13 protein-coding genes and 1 other RNA gene are annotated in these 16165 nt (G+C 49.4%); 1 reads left to right on the top strand and 13 read right to left on the bottom strand.

Annotation, left to right across the window (positions count from 1 at the left end):
* The 12 genes from CWI73_RS06195 to mraZ are packed head-to-tail and all read right to left on the bottom strand — an operon-like array spanning position 1 to position 13434.
* A complete protein-coding gene (locus tag CWI73_RS06195; RefSeq protein WP_126751990.1) occupies positions 1-930 on the bottom strand; it encodes a D-alanine--D-alanine ligase in 930 nt (309 codons plus the stop codon).
* A complete protein-coding gene (gene murC / locus CWI73_RS06200) occupies positions 920-2386 on the bottom strand; it encodes a UDP-N-acetylmuramate--L-alanine ligase (RefSeq protein WP_126751991.1) in 1467 nt (488 codons plus the stop codon). The genes CWI73_RS06195 and murC overlap by 11 nt, the downstream gene beginning before the upstream one ends.
* Positions 2379-3467 (bottom strand): undecaprenyldiphospho-muramoylpentapeptide beta-N-acetylglucosaminyltransferase, encoded by a 1089-nt coding sequence (gene murG / locus CWI73_RS06205; RefSeq protein ID WP_126751992.1) that lies wholly within the window; start codon positions 3465-3467, stop codon positions 2379-2381. The genes murC and murG overlap by 8 nt, the downstream gene beginning before the upstream one ends.
* Positions 3464-4690: a cell division protein FtsW gene (ftsW, locus tag CWI73_RS06210; RefSeq protein ID WP_126751993.1), complete on the bottom strand. Its 1227-nt coding sequence runs from the start codon at positions 4688-4690 to the stop codon at positions 3464-3466. The genes murG and ftsW overlap by 4 nt, the downstream gene beginning before the upstream one ends.
* A complete protein-coding gene (gene murD / locus CWI73_RS06215) occupies positions 4674-6050 on the bottom strand; it encodes a UDP-N-acetylmuramoyl-L-alanine--D-glutamate ligase (protein ID WP_126751994.1) in 1377 nt (458 codons plus the stop codon). Before murD ends, ftsW begins: the two co-directional genes overlap by 17 nt.
* 5 nt (positions 6051-6055) lie before the next feature.
* Positions 6056-7138 carry a phospho-N-acetylmuramoyl-pentapeptide-transferase gene (mraY, locus tag CWI73_RS06220; RefSeq protein ID WP_126751995.1) on the bottom strand — a complete coding sequence of 361 codons (1083 nt, stop codon included), beginning with the start codon at positions 7136-7138 and terminating at the stop codon, positions 6056-6058.
* Positions 7132-8535, bottom strand: coding sequence for a UDP-N-acetylmuramoyl-tripeptide--D-alanyl-D-alanine ligase (locus CWI73_RS06225; protein ID WP_126751996.1), 1404 nt, complete (start codon positions 8533-8535; stop codon positions 7132-7134). The genes mraY and CWI73_RS06225 overlap by 7 nt, the downstream gene beginning before the upstream one ends.
* The gene (gene murE, locus CWI73_RS06230; RefSeq protein ID WP_126751997.1) at positions 8532-9998 is read right to left on the bottom strand and encodes a UDP-N-acetylmuramoyl-L-alanyl-D-glutamate--2,6-diaminopimelate ligase; all 1467 of its coding nucleotides are present in this window, start codon (positions 9996-9998) and stop codon (positions 8532-8534) included. The genes CWI73_RS06225 and murE overlap by 4 nt, the downstream gene beginning before the upstream one ends.
* Entirely contained in the window at positions 9995-11728 is a 1734-nt protein-coding gene (locus CWI73_RS06235; protein WP_126751998.1) for a peptidoglycan D,D-transpeptidase FtsI family protein, read from the bottom strand. Before CWI73_RS06235 ends, murE begins: the two co-directional genes overlap by 4 nt.
* Positions 11722-12036 (bottom strand): cell division protein FtsL, encoded by a 315-nt coding sequence (gene ftsL, locus CWI73_RS06240; RefSeq protein WP_058576796.1) that lies wholly within the window; start codon positions 12034-12036, stop codon positions 11722-11724. Before ftsL ends, CWI73_RS06235 begins: the two co-directional genes overlap by 7 nt.
* Complete coding sequence (gene rsmH, locus CWI73_RS06245) at positions 12029-12976, bottom strand: 16S rRNA (cytosine(1402)-N(4))-methyltransferase RsmH (protein ID WP_058576795.1); 948 nt, start codon at positions 12974-12976, stop codon at positions 12029-12031. The genes ftsL and rsmH overlap by 8 nt, the downstream gene beginning before the upstream one ends.
* Entirely contained in the window at positions 12976-13434 is a 459-nt protein-coding gene (gene mraZ, locus CWI73_RS06250; protein ID WP_053953047.1) for a division/cell wall cluster transcriptional repressor MraZ, read from the bottom strand. Before mraZ ends, rsmH begins: the two co-directional genes overlap by 1 nt.
* Positions 13435-13656: 222 nt before the next feature.
* Here mraZ and CWI73_RS06255 point away from each other — a divergent pair, with 222 nt between their 5' ends.
* Positions 13657-15798 (top strand): putative bifunctional diguanylate cyclase/phosphodiesterase, encoded by a 2142-nt coding sequence (locus tag CWI73_RS06255; protein WP_126751999.1) that lies wholly within the window; start codon positions 13657-13659, stop codon positions 15796-15798.
* Between the two features lie 5 nt (positions 15799-15803).
* Here the strand turns inward: CWI73_RS06255 and rnpB are convergent.
* Positions 15804-16153, bottom strand: an RNA gene (rnpB, locus tag CWI73_RS06260) — RNase P RNA component class A.
* Between the last annotated feature and the right edge of the window lie 12 nt (positions 16154-16165).

Below are 16165 nucleotides of genomic sequence, written 5' to 3' on the forward strand. Positions count from 1 at the left end.
CTACTGCTCCAGCGTCTGCGCCAATATGCGCTGCACCAGCTCACCAAAATCAATACCTGATGCTTTCGCTGCCATTGGCACCAGGCTTTTTTCTGTCATGCCCGGTACTGTATTCGCTTCTAACAAATACCAATGCCCATCGTTCGATCGCATGACATCAATGCGCCCCCACCCTTTACCATCAACCGCTTTAAAAGCGTCTTCAGCCAAGTTTTTTAGGTAGACTTCATCGTCATTGTCTAAACCGGACGGACAGTGATACAAAGTGTCGTTTGCCTGGTACTTTGCTTCAAAATCATAAAACTCATGCGGTGTTTCCAGACGAATAACAGGCAACGCTTTATTATCCAACAAAGCAATGGTGTATTCTTTACCTTCTATCCACTTTTCGACTAAAACTTGTTCATCAAATTGAACTGCATGTTTTAACGCCGAGGTTAAACGCTCAGCAGTATCAGCAATACTCATACCTATTGATGAGCCTTCCCTTGCTGGTTTAACAATAACGCGTCCACCGAGTTCTTCTAATAAGGTTTCGCTGTCTACTTTGTCGAGTTCCGACGCCCGAACCACCCGCCATGGCGCTGTTGGGAGCTGTAGTGCGTGCCAAATCTGTTTGCAACGCACTTTATCCATTGCTAAGGCACAGCCTAAAACACCACTGCCGGTGTAGGGCATTTCCAGCACTTCCAGTGCGCCCTGCATACTGCCGTCTTCACCTCCGCGACCATGCAAAGCAATAAACACTCGCTCGTAACGCTCTTCAATTAACTCATGTAAGTCATGGGCTGCCGGATCAAATGCATGCGCATCAATACCTTTAGCCACTAACGCCTTTAACACCGCCATTCCGGACTTAAGCGACACTTCCCGCTCGGCGGAATAACCGCCAAGCATAACCGCGACTTTTCCGAAGGCCTCAGGCGTCATTATTCAATACCTCTGAAGCTATTTGTTTCGCCAGAGCGCCGACATTACCGGCTCCCTGGGTCAGTAATAAGTCGTTCCCCGCCAGTACCGATTTCAACACTTGTGGTACTTCTTCCGGCGAACCCACAAAAACCGGATCAATTTGCCCGCGCTGACGGATTGATCGGCACAATGAACGACCGTCTGCACCAGGCACGATTGCCTCACCTGCGCTATATACTTCCAGCATTATCAATACATCGACCTGCGACAGCACATTGACGAAGTCTTCATACAAGTCCCGGGTGCGCGAATAACGGTGAGGCTGAAACACCATGACTAAACGCTTTTCAGGCCAGCCTTCGCGTGCAGCTCTTATCGTCGCGGCGACCTCCGACGGGTGGTGTCCATAGTCGTCCACCAACATGACTTCACCCTCTTGCGCCGAGTCAGAAGGTACGGAAAAGTTTCCATAGTGCTGGAAGCGACGGCCAATACCTTCAAATTTTGTCAGGGCTCGTTTAATAGAGTCGTCGTCTATACCTTCATCCGTTGCAACGGCTACAGCCGCCAGTGCATTCAGTGCGTTATGTTTCCCTGGCATATTCAGGCAGACACGGAACGGCTCCCGGTCTTTGCGTAAGATGGTAAAGCAGCTTTGGCTTGCAGTTTGTTCATAGTCAACGGCACGCACATCAGCCGATTCACTAAAACCGTAGGTTATTGCCTGACGCCCAACCCTTGGAATAAGCTCTGACACAACGTCATCATCAGCACACATAACTGCTAATCCGTAAAACGGTAGGTTGTGCAGAAACTCCACATAAGTATCCAGCAACTTATTAAAGTCACCTTCATAGGTATCCATGTGATCCGCTTCAATATTTGTCACTATTGCGACCATAGGCTGCAAATGAAGGAAGGAGGCATCGCTCTCATCCGCTTCTGCAATTAAATACTTGCTGCTGCCCAGACGAGCATTGGAGCCTGCACTATTCAGCAAGCCACCAATAACGAAAGTTGGATCTCTCTCGGCTTCGGCAAAAATACTCGCTACCAATGAGGTAGTGGTGGTTTTACCATGGGTTCCTGCCACCGCAATTCCATGTCGAAAGCGCATTAATTCAGCCAGCATTTCCGCTCGACGCACAACCGGAACCCGCAACTCATGTGCCGCTAATAATTCAGCATTGTCCTGCTTTATAGCGCTTGAAACCACAACCACGCTGGCACCTTCGATATTGTTCGCCATGTGACCTAACACAATAGTCGCGCCTAGCTCTCTTAGGCGTTCCGTATTGGCATTTTCAGCAATATCAGAGCCCGATATTTGATAGCCTTGATTCAGCAACACTTCTGCTATTCCGGCCATGCCGGCGCCCCCAATACCGACAAAGTGAATGCGCTGCACCCGACGCATCTCAGGTACATTCACTATGGTAAAGGGCTGTGCTTTTGTTGCGGTCATGCTAGTCATCGCTCTTCTCAAATCTTTTACATTCATTCGCTAAGCGTTGGGTCGCCTCTGGCATCCCACGCTCGCGGGCGAAACGCGCCATTGTCCACAGTTGTTGCCTGTCATGCAATAAACGTTTTAAGTGGATGGCTAAAGCCCCATTTTCTAACTCTTTTTGCGGCATTAATAGTGCCGCACCACAACTTTCCAAAACCTTTGCATTCGCTGTTTGATGATCATCCACTGCATGCGGCAGTGGCACCAAAATAGAAGCGACACCAACGGCAGCTAACTCCGACACAGTTAACGCTCCAGCGCGGCAAATCACCAGGTTTGCCTTGGCAAATTCCGATGCCATATCGTCAATAAACTCATGTACGGCCAACGAACTTATGGCTTCAGCCCCGGCATACGCTGCTTTAGTGCTGGCTTCGTTACCCTGACCACATTGGTGAACCACATTGAGCTCTACATCCGCTAACTGCTGAACCGCTTGTGGCACTTGCTCATTCAATACTTTTGCGCCCAGGCTTCCGCCGACAACTAATATCGTTATAGGCCCTGCAATGCTCTTGTCTTCCTGATGCGTTTTTACAACCTCGGTAAAAGCCTGGCGCAGCGGGTTTCCTACTACCGAGTATTGGCGCCATTGAGGTGTCGCCACCGGCAAACCTAAAAATACATTGGTTGCCCGAGGCGCCAGTAAGCGGGTTGTCATACCCGGTACTGCGTTCTGTTCATGCACTAACAGTGGAATGCCCATCATTTTTGCTGCAATGCCCATCGGCGCACAAACATAGCCACCAAAAGTCACAACAACGTTCGGCTGTAACTGCTTTAACAGCCGACGACATTGCAGGACAGCTCTCGCTAGCACCAACGGCATCTTCAACTTGCGCAATAGCCCGTGACCGCGAACTCCGGTCATGCTAATACTATGCAAGCTAAAGCCTGCGGCCGGAATAACTCTGGATTCAAGACGCCCTTCCCGGGTTCCCAGCCAGTCAACCTGCCAGCCGTCATCTCGTAAATTTTCAGCAACAGCCAGTGCTGGGAAAATATGGCCGCCAGTACCGGCAGCCGCAATCAGTGCACGGTTCATTCAGCACCTCCGCGCGGCGCAACCTTGCGACCACTCATTCGGCGCTCATGATCAATGCGCAGCAATAATCCGATAGCCAGTGCTGACACAACCAAGCTGGTGCCACCGTAACTTACTAATGGCAGCGTTAAGCCTTTTGTCGGCAACGCACCGGATGCCACACCGATATTCACAAAGGCCTGGATACTAAACCAAACGCCAATGCCATAGGCCAAATACCCGCCATAGCGTTGGTCGACCATTAGGCAGCGGCGCCCGATAATTAAAGCGCGCCAAACCAACATTAATACGACCGCTATCACGCCCATGACGCCTACAAAGCCAAGCTCTTCGGCAACAACGGCCATGATAAAGTCGGTATGAGCCTCTGGCAGGTACTGCAATTTTTGGATGCTATTCCCTAAACCCGCACCGCTAAATTGCCCCTGTCCAAAGGCAATAAGCGACTGCATTAGCTGGTACCCTGCGCCAAATGGATCTTTCTCGGGCTCAAGGAAGGTCAAAAAGCGCTGCATTCGATAAGGCTCAACAATAATCAGCAGTATCATTGCCAGCACACAAGTAATGAATACCGCGAAAAACTGCCAGAGTTTAGCCCCCGCCAGAAAAAGCATGGCGACAGTCGTCGCTGACAAAACAACGACGGTTCCAAAGTCAGGTTGCATCAGCAGCAATACCGCCGCGATAAACAACAAGACCAAGGGCTTGATAAAGCCTTTAATAGCTTCCCGGACTTCATCTTCACGACGCGCCAGGTAACTGGCCATGTACACGTAGAAAAACAACTTAGCCATTTCGGCCACTTGCACAGTGACGGGTCCCACTTTTATCCAGCGCTGCGAACCGTTCACTTCATGCCCAATAACCAGAACGACCAACAACATGGCCAGTCCAACCAACAATAGTTTGCCGCTATGTTCATTCCATAACGTGGTAGGAATCCGCAAGGACGCCAGCATTACCAATAAGCTGATAACAATATAAATGCCATGCCGAATTGCAAAGTGAAATGGATTTCCTGTCAACCGGTCAGCCGTTGGTAATGACGCTGAAGACACCATAATAAACCCAAAGGCTAACAATGCGAGTGACACCGTCAGCAGCACGCGGTCGTAAAGAGCCTGACTGGTTGACGGTTTAAACCACTCAACCAGTTGCTGCCAGCGCGGCGCTTTGGCGGCTGGCATTTCAAGCGCTAATTGTTCTTCACGCACTGTTGCCATTGGCTGCCTCCACCGCTTGACAGAATACGTCACCGCGATGCTCAAAGTTATTAAACTGATCAAAGCTTGCACATGCTGGCGATAACAACACCATGTCGCCGGGCTGCACCAGTGACTTAGCAAGCTCTACAGCCTGCTCCAGGCTCTTAACCTGCCTTGAGCCATTAAACAGCTTGCCAATTTTCGGACCGTCTTTGCCTATTGTCAGCAGTATGTCAACTTTGTCTAAGGTCTCGGTTAATTCCTTAAAATCCGCCCCTTTGCCGTCGCCACCGGCTATTAGGAGCAGTCTACCGGTAATTGCCGGTCGCAGCCCCTCTACCGCCGCAGCGGTTGCACCAATATTGGTGGCTTTTGAGTCATTAACCCACAACACGCCCGATTCCTGACTCACTAACTGGCAACGATGTGCTAACCCTGTAAAGTTTTTAGCTGCTTCTACTGCATCTTCTATTGAAATACCTAGCGACAATGCCAGTCCCAGTGCAGCTTGGGCGTTCAATAAGTTATGAACACCCTGCAGCTGAAGCTGATCTGCCCGCAGAACCACTTCCCCGGCATAGGTAATGGCAACAGGGCCGGTTGATTTATCAACATTGCCACCTAGCAAGCCGAAATCATTGGGATGAGCGTCTTTGCCAACGCTCAGTACTTTACCGGTGATAGGGTGAGGCCAGGTATCCTGTTGCTGACGGTTCAACACCCAGGTATCTGCGTTATTAAATATACGCTGCTTAGCAGCAATATAATCCTCAAGCGCATTATAACGGTCGAGGTGATCAACGCTAATATTCAGCAATGCTGCGGCTTTTAATTTTAACTTTTCTGTCAGCTCCAGCTGAAAACTCGATAACTCAAGCACGACAGCGTCTGGCTTGTTATCCAGCTGCAGCAGGTCTAATACAGGTAAACCAATATTTCCCGCAGCAACCACATTCTTTCCGACCTGCTGACCAATAAACTCGACCAGTCGGGTTACTGTCGACTTACCGTTTGAACCGGTCACAGCCACCAGCGGAAAATCGATGTTTTGAGCAAAAACCTCAATATCTCCAACGACTGGAATACCCGCATCGCGAGCTAGCGTCAGCGGCTCTTCACGTAAATCAATACCAGGACTTGTGATAATCAAGTCGGCGGCTAACGTGTCCTCTATTTCCCAACGGCGAGTGTTGAACTCAGCTCGTGGCATTATCGCTTTCGCGTCTTCGAGACCTGGCGGGTTTTCACGCGAATCAAACACTCGCACATCAGCAATTAACGACGGCTTGTTGGCCAGAAAACGCACAACCGATACCCCGGTCTTACCCAGACCAAGCACCATGATGTGTTTTATTTTCTGCCAGTTTATCGTTGTCATTGTTATTACCGAAGTTTCAGTGTTGCTAAACCAATTAGCACGAAAATTAAAGACAATATCCAAAAGCGCACAATAACGCGTGGCTCTGGCCACCCTTTTAGCTCGTAATGATGATGAATAGGTGCCATACGGAAGACTCGTTTACCTCTAAGCTTGTATGAGCCAACCTGAAGCATGACCGACACGGTTTCCATGACGAACACACCGCCCATAATAAACAGCACCAGCTCCTGACGAACCAAAATCGCAATGATGCCAAGCGCAGCCCCTAGCGCCAGCGAACCAACATCGCCCATAAATACCAGTGCCGGATAGGTGTTAAACCAAAGGAAGCCAAGACCGGCTCCCACAATAGCGGCACAAACAACCAGTAACTCTGCGGTTAGAGGTAAATAAGGAATTTGTAAGTATTCAGCGAAGTTCACGTTACCGGAGGCGTAAGCAAAAATACCCAGCGCCGCTGCCACCATAACGGTTGGCATGATGGCTAAACCGTCCAGGCCATCGGTTAAGTTCACCGCATTACTGGTACCCACCATTACAAAGTAGGCCATAAGAATGTAAAGCATGCCCAACTGCGGCATGACATCTTTAAAGAACGGCACCAGTAGCGCAGTTTCAGCCCCCATGGTGCTGCTCCAATACAGGTATACCGCCGCTGCACTGGCAATAACGGATTGCCAGAAGTACTTCCACTTGGCAATGAGGCCTTTTGGATCTTTACGCACAACTTTACGGTAGTCGTCGATGAAGCCAATAATGCCAAAACCTGTTATGACCAGTAGCACAACCCAGACATAACGGTTTTCTAAGTCAGCCCAGAGTAATGAAGAGCCAAGCACTGCCGCCAAAATTAAAACGCCCCCCATGGTTGGGGTTCCGCTCTTACTTAAATGACTTTGCGGGCCGTCATCTCTTACGGTCTGCCCAATTTGCAGAAGCTGCAGACGACGAATTAATGTTGGACCTAACCAGAGCGATAGTACCAATGCCGTTAAGATGCTTAATATTGCTCTCAACGTTAGGTAAGAAAACACGTTAAACGCGCTTTCAAATTGCATTAGGTACTCAGCCAACCAAACTAACATGCGTGTTTATCCCCTATACTGCTGTGGCTCTCTACAGCGCTTTGCAACGCCGCTACGACGCGCTCCATGTGCGCAGACCGTGAGCCTTTAACCAGCACTGTGACCGGCTGCTTACCCTGTTGTTCTGTAAGTCTTTGTAAAATCGCCTGCACTAGGGCATCTAGTTGACTGAAATGCTTGCCTCCGTGGCCGTTAAACACTTCACTGGCGCTTTGACTGAGTACGCCCAGACTGTATAAGTTATCAATACCTGTATCTATTGCATGCTCGCCTATTTCTTCATGATAGGCGCGGGCATCAGCCCCAAGTTCTCCCATGTCACCCAGGACAAAAATTCGATAACCACTGTAGCTACCCAGTAAATCTAGCGCAGCTTTTGTTGAGGCAACACTCGCATTATAGGTGTCGTCAATAATACGTAAGTGCTCACTAACTTTGATGGTGGTTAGACGACCTTTAGCGGGAGTTACCAGCTCTAAGCCGCGAATAATGTCAGTCAGAGAGGCGCCTAGCTGATAAGCTGCTGCTGAGGCTGACAGCGCATTAAGCACATTGTGGCGGCCACTTAACTGTAAAGTCACTGCCTCGGCTTGGCCGTCAATATGTAAGGTAAAGGTTGGGTGGCCTTCATCGTTGAGTTGAATGTCTGTTGCATATACATCGGCTTGATCAGATAAACCGAACGTCTGCCAGTGGTAATTAGCGCAAACTGACTCCCAGCTTTGGCTATACTCAGACTCCAGTGGGGTAATCGCCACTCCCTGGCTCCCCAGACCACGGAAAATCTCAGTTTTAGCGCGCGCAACACCGTGTACACTGCCAAACCCTTCAACATGGGCAGCGCTGACATTATTCAGTATTGCTACATCAGGCTTAGTTAATTGAGTGGTGTAGCCAATCTCCCCGGGGTGATTCGCGCCTAACTCAATAACCGCGTATTTATGTTGCTTTTCAAGGCGTAACAATGTCAGCGGTACACCAATGTCATTATTGAAGTTACCGGCTGTTGCCAGAGTACTGTCCTTAAGCGACAGAATGGAAGACAGCATTTCTTTAACGGTGGTTTTTCCGTTACTACCGGTAATAGCAACGGTTTTTGGGGCCACTTCTGCTTTCACTGCCGCACCAAGCAGCCCCAGTGCATAGCGCGTATCTTCAACGATAATTTGACTTAATTCGGTTTGCTGTGGCTTTTCGACAAGCAAGGCTTCAGCACCGCCTTGTCGAGCTTGTTCGGTAAATCGATGCGCATCGAAATTAGGTCCTTTTAACGCAATAAATAGCGCTCCGGTTAAGTCGTCACGCGTATCCGTTGATACCTTACTGATGGTTTTGTCTTCACCGACAAGACGTCCACCGACTTTCTCTGCTATCCAGGCTAAGGTTACAGAAATCATGCGCAGTCTCCTTGCAGCCAGTCGCTGACAACCGCTCGTTCGTTGTAATCAACACGTTGTGTGCCTATTACTTGATAATCTTCATGCCCCTTGCCAGCCAAAAGTACGACATCATCCTGCTGGGCTTCTTGCATAGCCCGAATCACCGCTTCCCGGCGACCCGGCCATACTTTTACTTTGTCCTTTTCAGCAATGCCGGCAAGAATGTCATCAATAATCTGTTCACTGGGTTCAGTACGCGGGTTGTCGTCGGTAACAACGACAACATCGGCTGAGTCTGCCGCGACTTTCCCCATTTGCGGGCGTTTACCCCGGTCTCTGTCACCACCACACCCAAACACACACCATAGTTTACCTTTGCAATGCAGTCGTAGCGCTCTTAGCACTTGGTCCAAAGCGTCCGGCGTGTGAGCGTAATCAACGACGACCAATGGCGAATGCTGATTGTGGAAGGCCTCCATACGACCCGGCACAGGCATTAACTGCTTGCAGGCATTGGCTAAGTCACTTAGCTTGTACCCAAGAGAAAGCAATGTCGCTATCGCAGTTAACACGTTGTAGATATTGAAACGCCCTAATAGCGGCGTTTCTATTGCATAAGACTGACCTTGCCAGTTCAACTCGAATGCCGAACCCTCTTCATGGAATTGCAGCCCTGACGCTTTTAAACTTGGCTCTAACGATGCGTCGTTTAATGTCACCCAAAGCTCGGCACCATGCTCTTTGTACCAGTTCGCCAATACCGCATCATCGGCATTCACAATTCGGTGTTGAACACCAAAGTCCGTAAATAGGCGCTGTTTTGCAGCAACGTAATTGTCCATCGTACCGTGGTAATCCAGGTGGTCACGACTAATATTGGTAATAGCGGCAGCCGCAAATTGAATGGCGTCTACCCGGCGCTGCACTAACGCATGCGATGACACTTCCATAGCCACCAACTCAGCACCTTCCGCTTTCAACGTAGCTAGCCGTTGTTGAATAGTAACCGCATCTGGTGTGGTATGACGCTCTGGTAACAGCCGTCCAATTAAGCCGCTTCCTGTTGTGCCAATAACGGCAGACTCCTTACCCAAGCGCTGAGTAAGTTGCGCAATAATATGAGTGACTGATGTTTTGCCGTTAGTACCGGTAACGCCGATAACAGTCATACCTTTTGACGGGTGCTCGAAGAAGTTTCCGGCAATTTCAGACAGATGCTCACGAACCCCACTAAAGCCGATAACAACGGCGCCTCGCCGCTGCTCTACCGCTGGGCCCGGAGACTCAGCAATCACCGCAACAGCGCCCTGGTCGATAGCCGCGTCGATATAAGCACGACCATCGGTTTCGTACCCGGGTATTGCAATGAATAAATCACCGTTAGCGACCTGACGGCTATCCAGTTTTACGCCCGAGACGGTCACATCTGGAATATTTAATGATGCAGGCAACATATTTAGAAGTTCAGAAAGCATTTTCATTGCTGACCTCCAAAGCCCGCTGCGCGAATTTCTGTGTCATCCGGGTTGTCCGGCGGCACGTTCAACAAGCGCATAGTTTGCGCGACGATATTCGAGAATACAGGGGCGGCTGCGGTACCCCCGTAATAGTCATCAGTTCCCGGCTCGTTTATCGTCACAACAACTACCACTTCAGGATTACTCACCGGCGCAATGCCGGCAAACAAAGCGACATACTCATCACCATAACCCCCCGTTGCTTTCGTTTTCCGCGTGGTTCCAGTTTTTCCGGCAATTCGATATCCCGGTACCTGAGCTTGTTTCGCGGTACCGTCACGCACGACTTCTTCCATCATGTGCATGACCGCACGTGTATTGTCAGGATTGAAGACTTGCTCGCCTGGTAGCGGTGACTCTTGGCGGAATATAGTCAGCGGTCGTTTTACACCACCCGATGCAATAATACTGTAAGCTTTAGCTAGCTGTAGGGTCGTAACAGACAAACCATAACCATAAGACAACGTGGCTATTTCAAACTCAGACCAACGGCGACGATCGCTCAACAGCCCCATCCCCTCACCCAGTAAGGCAACTCCTGTATCACTACCAAAGCCAGCATCCGCGTAGGTTTGCAGTAATGGGTCGACACCTAAGTCCAGTGCCATTTTCGTCACCCCCACATTTGACGAGTGTTTAAGAACTTCCGTCAGGGTAAGTTCTCCGCGGTTACGCGGGTCGCTCACACGGCGTCCACCCAGGCGCAGCCAACCAGGGCTAGTGTCAATAACGTCGCCGGCTTTATGACGGCCGTTTTCCAGCGCACTCAGCACCACCAAGGGCTTGACCGTCGAGCCTGGCTCGTAGCTGTCGGTAATCGCCCGATTTCGCATTCTGAATGACTGCAAATCGGCACGATTGTTAGGGTTAAAGGACGGGCTGTTGACCATTGCCAGGATTTCACCAGTATCAACATCGAGTACAATAGCGGAGCCAGACGTTGCCTGGTTGTAGCGCACGGCTTTTTTAAGCTCTGTATAGGCAGTCGCCTGAATCCGCTGATCAATACTCAAGGTTAATTGTTTTGGTTGTTGCGCCTCTGTCTGGCTAATTTCCTCAACAACCCGCCCTTGCGCATCCTTGCGATAAACTCGCTTGCCCGGTTGTCCGGTCAAGTGTTCGTCATACAGTAACTCGAGTCCTTCCTGACCCTCACCATCAATGTTTGTCAGACCCACTAAATGGGCAGCAATTTCACCGGTTGGGTAATAACGGCGAGACTCTGTTTTTAAATAAACGCCCGGAATTTTTAGTTGCTTGACGTAATCCGCTTCCGAAGGTGTGACTTTTCGTTGCAAATAAACAAAGCGTTTGCTTGGATCATCGACCTTATCAACCAAGGCTTCGCGATTCATTCGAAAGGTCTCTGCCAATGCCTGCCAGCGCCGCTTATCCGCCAACGCATTATGTTCATCAATACGTTTGGGGTCAGCCCAGACAGTTTCTACCGGGACACTAACTGCAAGCTCGCGGCCATGACGGTCGACAATACTGCCACGCTGCACTGGCAAGCTATCAGAGCGCAAACTACGCATATCGCCCTGCAAAGAAAAACGTTCAGGGCTAACAACTTGTATATAAGCCGCACGCGCAACCAGAACGGAGAAAACACCGAACAGCACGGTCACTGCGATATAAAAACGCCAGCGAGTACCAGCCGGTTCAGTCCGTTTTTTACGCTTCGCCATTACCATGAGACCATAACCTCCGTTTCGGATGTTACGTCACGCATTCCGAGCTGCTGTTGAGCAATACGTTCAACCCGACTGTGCTCTGTCAGTGCATTCTGTTCAATCACTAAATGTCGCCACTCGCGGTCAAGCGTGTCGCGGTAAGACAACAGGTCATCACGTTCAGCTGTCAGCTGACGGTTCAAGTGAGCCACATAAACAATGCTTAGTGCGTTAAAAACGACCACCACGCCCAGTAGCACAATCCACTTGTGCTGCACTAAATCTTGCAGCACCATTTTGGTTAAGCTGGGATAGCGTTGTTTAGTCATGGTAGACCCTCCTTGCTATACGCAGCACCGAACTGCGTGCCCGAGGGTTTAGTGAGACTTCGTGTTTGCCTGGTTTTATGGCTTTACCCACTTTCTCTAATGACTTGTCTTTATTTATCTCGGCATCAGTAACAGGTAATCCGGCTGGTACCTGCTTGCCTTCGCTGTGTTTGCGAATAAAACGTTTAACCAATCGGTCTTCCAGGCTATGGAAACTAATAACGACTAGACGTCCGTCTTGCTTCAGTGCCGACAGAGAGGCTTCAAGCGCCTGCTCTATTTGTTCCAGTTCTTTGTTGACATGAATTCGAATAGCCTGGAATGTCCGCGTTGCTGGGTGCTTATGCTTTTCTTTTACCGGGCTGACACGGGCAATCATGTCCGCCAGTTGTTTCGTGCGCACAAAAGGCTCTTTCTCGCGATCCATAACAATGGCGCTGGCAATTTTTCGCGCAAAACGCTCTTCGCCGTATTCTTTAAGTACCCAGCTTATCTCATCTTTTTCAGCTCGGTTCAGCCATTCGGCGGCTGTTTCACCGCGCGTGGTATCCATTCTCATATCGAGTGGTCCGTCGCGCATGAAGCTAAAACCTCTCTCGGCATCATCGAGTTGTGGGGACGACACGCCAAGGTCGAATAAAATACCGGTGACTTTTCCGGTTAATTGCCGCTGTTCAAGTACCTGTTGCAGGTTTGAGAAAGGGGTGTGGATAATGTCAAAACGTGGGTCGTCTTGCAGTGTTTTAGCGGCTTCAATAGCTTGTGGGTCTTGGTCTAACGCAATAACCTGAGCGTCATTGCCTAGCTTTTCTAACAACGCACGCGTGTGACCGCCACGTCCAAATGTGGCGTCAATATAGGTGCCTGCTGTATCAGTCACTAAAGCGTTGATGGACTCTTCCAGTAGCACCGAAACGTGTTGTGGTGACGTTGTTATCATTATAAAGAGAAGTCTTCCAGTCTTTCGTTTAGGGTGAAGTCGCCCTCGCGCTCAACGTCCATATCCTGAGCCACTTGGTCATGCCAAGCGTCTTCATCCCACAGTTCAAATTTGTTCAGCTGACCAACCAACATAAGCTTCTTCTCGAGCCCTGCGTGTTGTCTTAAAGGTGCTGATATCAGTAAACGACCGTTTTTATCCATTTCGCAGTCGTCTGCATGACCGAGTAACAACCGCTGCAAGCGGCGTTCTGCGGGGTTCATACTCGATAAACGGGTGAGTTTCTGCTCAATGATTTGCCACTCGGGAAGCGGGTACAACAACAGGCACGGTTGTTTAATATCAATCGTGCATACCATTTTCCCTTCACAGTCTAAAGACAAGGCTTGGCGATACTTAGCTGGGATTGCTAAGCGCCCTTTGCTGTCAAGACTGAGTGTTGTTGCTCCTCGGAACATGATCCCACCTGATCATTAAGATCCACTATTATCCACAAATCCCCACAATGTTACAGTCTAGGTGCCACTGTTTCCCACTGTCAAGAAAAAAACCGCTCTATTTGTCAGGGTTTCTGGCCGATAACAACTAAACTCTTGAAGAAACGTGTGAAATAGCAGTGTTAGAGCCTGGGATTAATTTGTGTAATACTCAGGAGAGTCACATTTGAGGTAAATTCGTGCATGAAGCGTTTTTGGCTTTTCATTATTTTTAGCTTTGCTGTTGCCAGCACCGGTGTTATTTGGTTTGCCGAAAACCAACACGCTCAAACCGTAGAAGCCCGAAAGCGCACAGCAACCGAACGCCTTGGCAAGTTGCGTGCTTCGTTAGAGGGGCAACTGAATTCCTCGTTAGTCACTGTGCGCGCTTTGCGAGCTGAAATTAAACTTTCTCCCAATATTTCTAATGCTCGGTTTAACGCATTGATGACCGAGTTAATCACCCAAGATGTCCCCATCCGCCATGTTGCCTTAGCACCTGACCTGGTTATTCAATTTGTGCACCCATTAAAGGGCAACGAGCAAGCTCTTGGTTTTAATTACCGAGAGTCACAAGCCCAACTTGAGGGCGTACAAAAAGCCATTACAAACGGCGACGTTGTTATAGATGGCCCCGTCGAGTTAGTACAAGGCGGTTTAGCCTTAATTGCGCGAGCCCCCGTTGTTTTAGAAAACGACTTATGGGGTGTCATTGCAGTTGTTATTCAAATTGATGAGCTTATGGCCAATAGTGGCTTAACTTCTGAGCAAAGCATCTATTCGACATCATTAGCGAAAGTTAATGCGGCGGGCGCCAGAGAGTTTCAGTTCGGAGATTTATCTGTGTGGGAGAAAGATCATGTCACTAGCGACGTCTCACTTTCCGCTGGGCAATGGCTACTAGCAACAGCGCCGGTTGATGGGAACTGGGTCTCCCGAGGCTTCGTCTACTGGAGCATTGTCGTTTTTGGTCTCATATTGGCAGCCTTAATGAATGCCTTTATGTATTACCTTTTTTATACGCAAATGCGACTGCGCAAAGCCCTTACCATTATTGATGAACAAGCCAGCTTTGACTCGCTCACACAGTTGCACAATCGGCGCTCCTTTATTAGACACCTCAACCGTTTAACGGGCAAAGCGGCTAAATACAACCACTTCGCAATTCTGTTTATCGACTTAGATCACTTCAAAGAGGTGAATGACAGTCTTGGGCATGACTCTGGTGATGAGTTATTAAAGGTGGCGGGCTCACGTTTAAGAAAAGAGCTTAGAACGGAGGATTTTATCGCTCGTTTGGGCGGCGACGAGTTTGTTGTTGTTATTAACCGGCTGAAATCAAAAGACGTTATTGACCAATTAGCCCTGAAACTAAATAACGCGTTGAATAAACCCTTTGCGTTAAGTCATAGCCAAGTGCAAACCTCATGCAGTATCGGCGTTGCACTTTATCCAGACGATGGCCTGACTACCGAACAGTTACTTAAAAATGCCGACTTAGCGATGTATGCCGCGAAAGAAGCTGGGCGACGCACGCACTACTTCTTCAACGAAGAGCTTCGCAGGCGTTCGGAGCACCAGAACTCGATACATAGCCGTATGCGAGCAGGGCTGAAAAACCGTGAGTTTCGTTTGGTGTATCAGCCTATCGTTAATTTTAGTAACGGCAAAGTTGAAAAGTGTGAGGCTCTGCTGCGATGGACAGACGACAACGGTAATGTCATATCCCCTGCAGAATTTATCCCGGTTGCCGAAAGTACCGGTTTAATACACGAACTTGGTCAGTTTGTTTTAGAGCAAGCCTGCGCTGATTGGAATTTACTGCAGAGAAACGACATTCATATAGGCTTGTCCATTAACCGCTCCGAACGGGAGCTGAATGATTTAAATGCCGCCAAACAATGGCTTGAATGTATTAGTCAGCACCAGTTACCGGCGGACAAAGTGACCTTTGAAATTACTGAATCACTGCTAATGAGCAATAAACAGCGACAGATTCACATTCTGCATTACTTGCGTTCAAACGGCGTTAAAATTGCGATTGATGACTTTGGGACTGGCTACTCCAGTATTAATTACCTTCAGCGCTATCCGGTTGATTACCTGAAAATTGATCGGAGCTTTCTGAACCACGCACCTGGCGATAGAATACAAGTTGCCTTGACTGAGGCATTGCTGCGAGTGGCCCGCGCATTAGATATTGATGTGATTGCCGAAGGCGTTGAAAACAAAGAACAATGGGAATTTCTCCAACACCAGAAATGCGACTTTGCACAGGGCTACTACATTAGTCCCGGCCTGGGTATTGAAGAGCTCACACGTTTCTTAAAACAGTGGCAATTTTGAAATAAGGGGAGAGCCGGCCGATAAGCCGGGTTCTGTCGTGGACAATCATTCATCTAGTGATCAGGTTGCCCTGATCCTCAAGCAGTCTACCCGGGTTCAACGCGGGCCGCGTCAATGAACCCCTATTTGACCTTGCTCCGGGTGGAGTTTACCGTGCCGCGGACTGTTACCAGCCGTGCGGTGCGCTCTTACCGCACCCTTTCACCCTTACCTGTGCTGCAAGCAGCCATCGGCGGTTTGCTCTCTGTTGCACTAGTCGTCGGCTTACGCCGCCCAGACGTTATCTGGCACCCTGCCCTATGGAGCCCGGACTTTCCTCCCCCTGTAAACAGGCAGCGATTGTCTGGCCAACTCTCCGGCGACGGAT

It is taken from the genome of Idiomarina piscisalsi (assembly GCF_003987095.1).
GTDB classification, from domain to species: Bacteria; Pseudomonadota; Gammaproteobacteria; order Enterobacterales; family Alteromonadaceae; genus Idiomarina; species Idiomarina piscisalsi.

Coding starts and splice junctions, on each gene's coding strand:
- murD (WP_126751994.1), bottom strand. CDS start 6,050: ATGACAACGATAAACTGGCAGAAAATAAAACACATCATGGTGCTTGGT.
- rsmH (WP_058576795.1), bottom strand. CDS start 12,976: ATGATAACAACGTCACCACAACACGTTTCGGTGCTACTGGAAGAGTCC.
- murE (WP_126751997.1), bottom strand. CDS start 9,998: ATGAAAATGCTTTCTGAACTTCTAAATATGTTGCCTGCATCATTAAAT.
- murC (WP_126751991.1), bottom strand. CDS start 2,386: ATGACTAGCATGACCGCAACAAAAGCACAGCCCTTTACCATAGTGAAT.
- mraY (WP_126751995.1), bottom strand. CDS start 7,138: ATGTTAGTTTGGTTGGCTGAGTACCTAATGCAATTTGAAAGCGCGTTT.
- murG (WP_126751992.1), bottom strand. CDS start 3,467: ATGAACCGTGCACTGATTGCGGCTGCCGGTACTGGCGGCCATATTTTC.
- mraZ (WP_053953047.1), bottom strand. CDS start 13,434: ATGTTCCGAGGAGCAACAACACTCAGTCTTGACAGCAAAGGGCGCTTA.
- CWI73_RS06255 (WP_126751999.1), top strand. CDS start 13,657: ATGAAGCGTTTTTGGCTTTTCATTATTTTTAGCTTTGCTGTTGCCAGC.
- CWI73_RS06225 (WP_126751996.1), bottom strand. CDS start 8,535: ATGATTTCTGTAACCTTAGCCTGGATAGCAGAGAAAGTCGGTGGACGT.
- CWI73_RS06235 (WP_126751998.1), bottom strand. CDS start 11,728: ATGGTAATGGCGAAGCGTAAAAAACGGACTGAACCGGCTGGTACTCGC.
- ftsL (WP_058576796.1), bottom strand. CDS start 12,036: ATGACTAAACAACGCTATCCCAGCTTAACCAAAATGGTGCTGCAAGAT.
- ftsW (WP_126751993.1), bottom strand. CDS start 4,690: ATGGCAACAGTGCGTGAAGAACAATTAGCGCTTGAAATGCCAGCCGCC.
- CWI73_RS06195 (WP_126751990.1), bottom strand. CDS start 930: ATGACGCCTGAGGCCTTCGGAAAAGTCGCGGTTATGCTTGGCGGTTAT.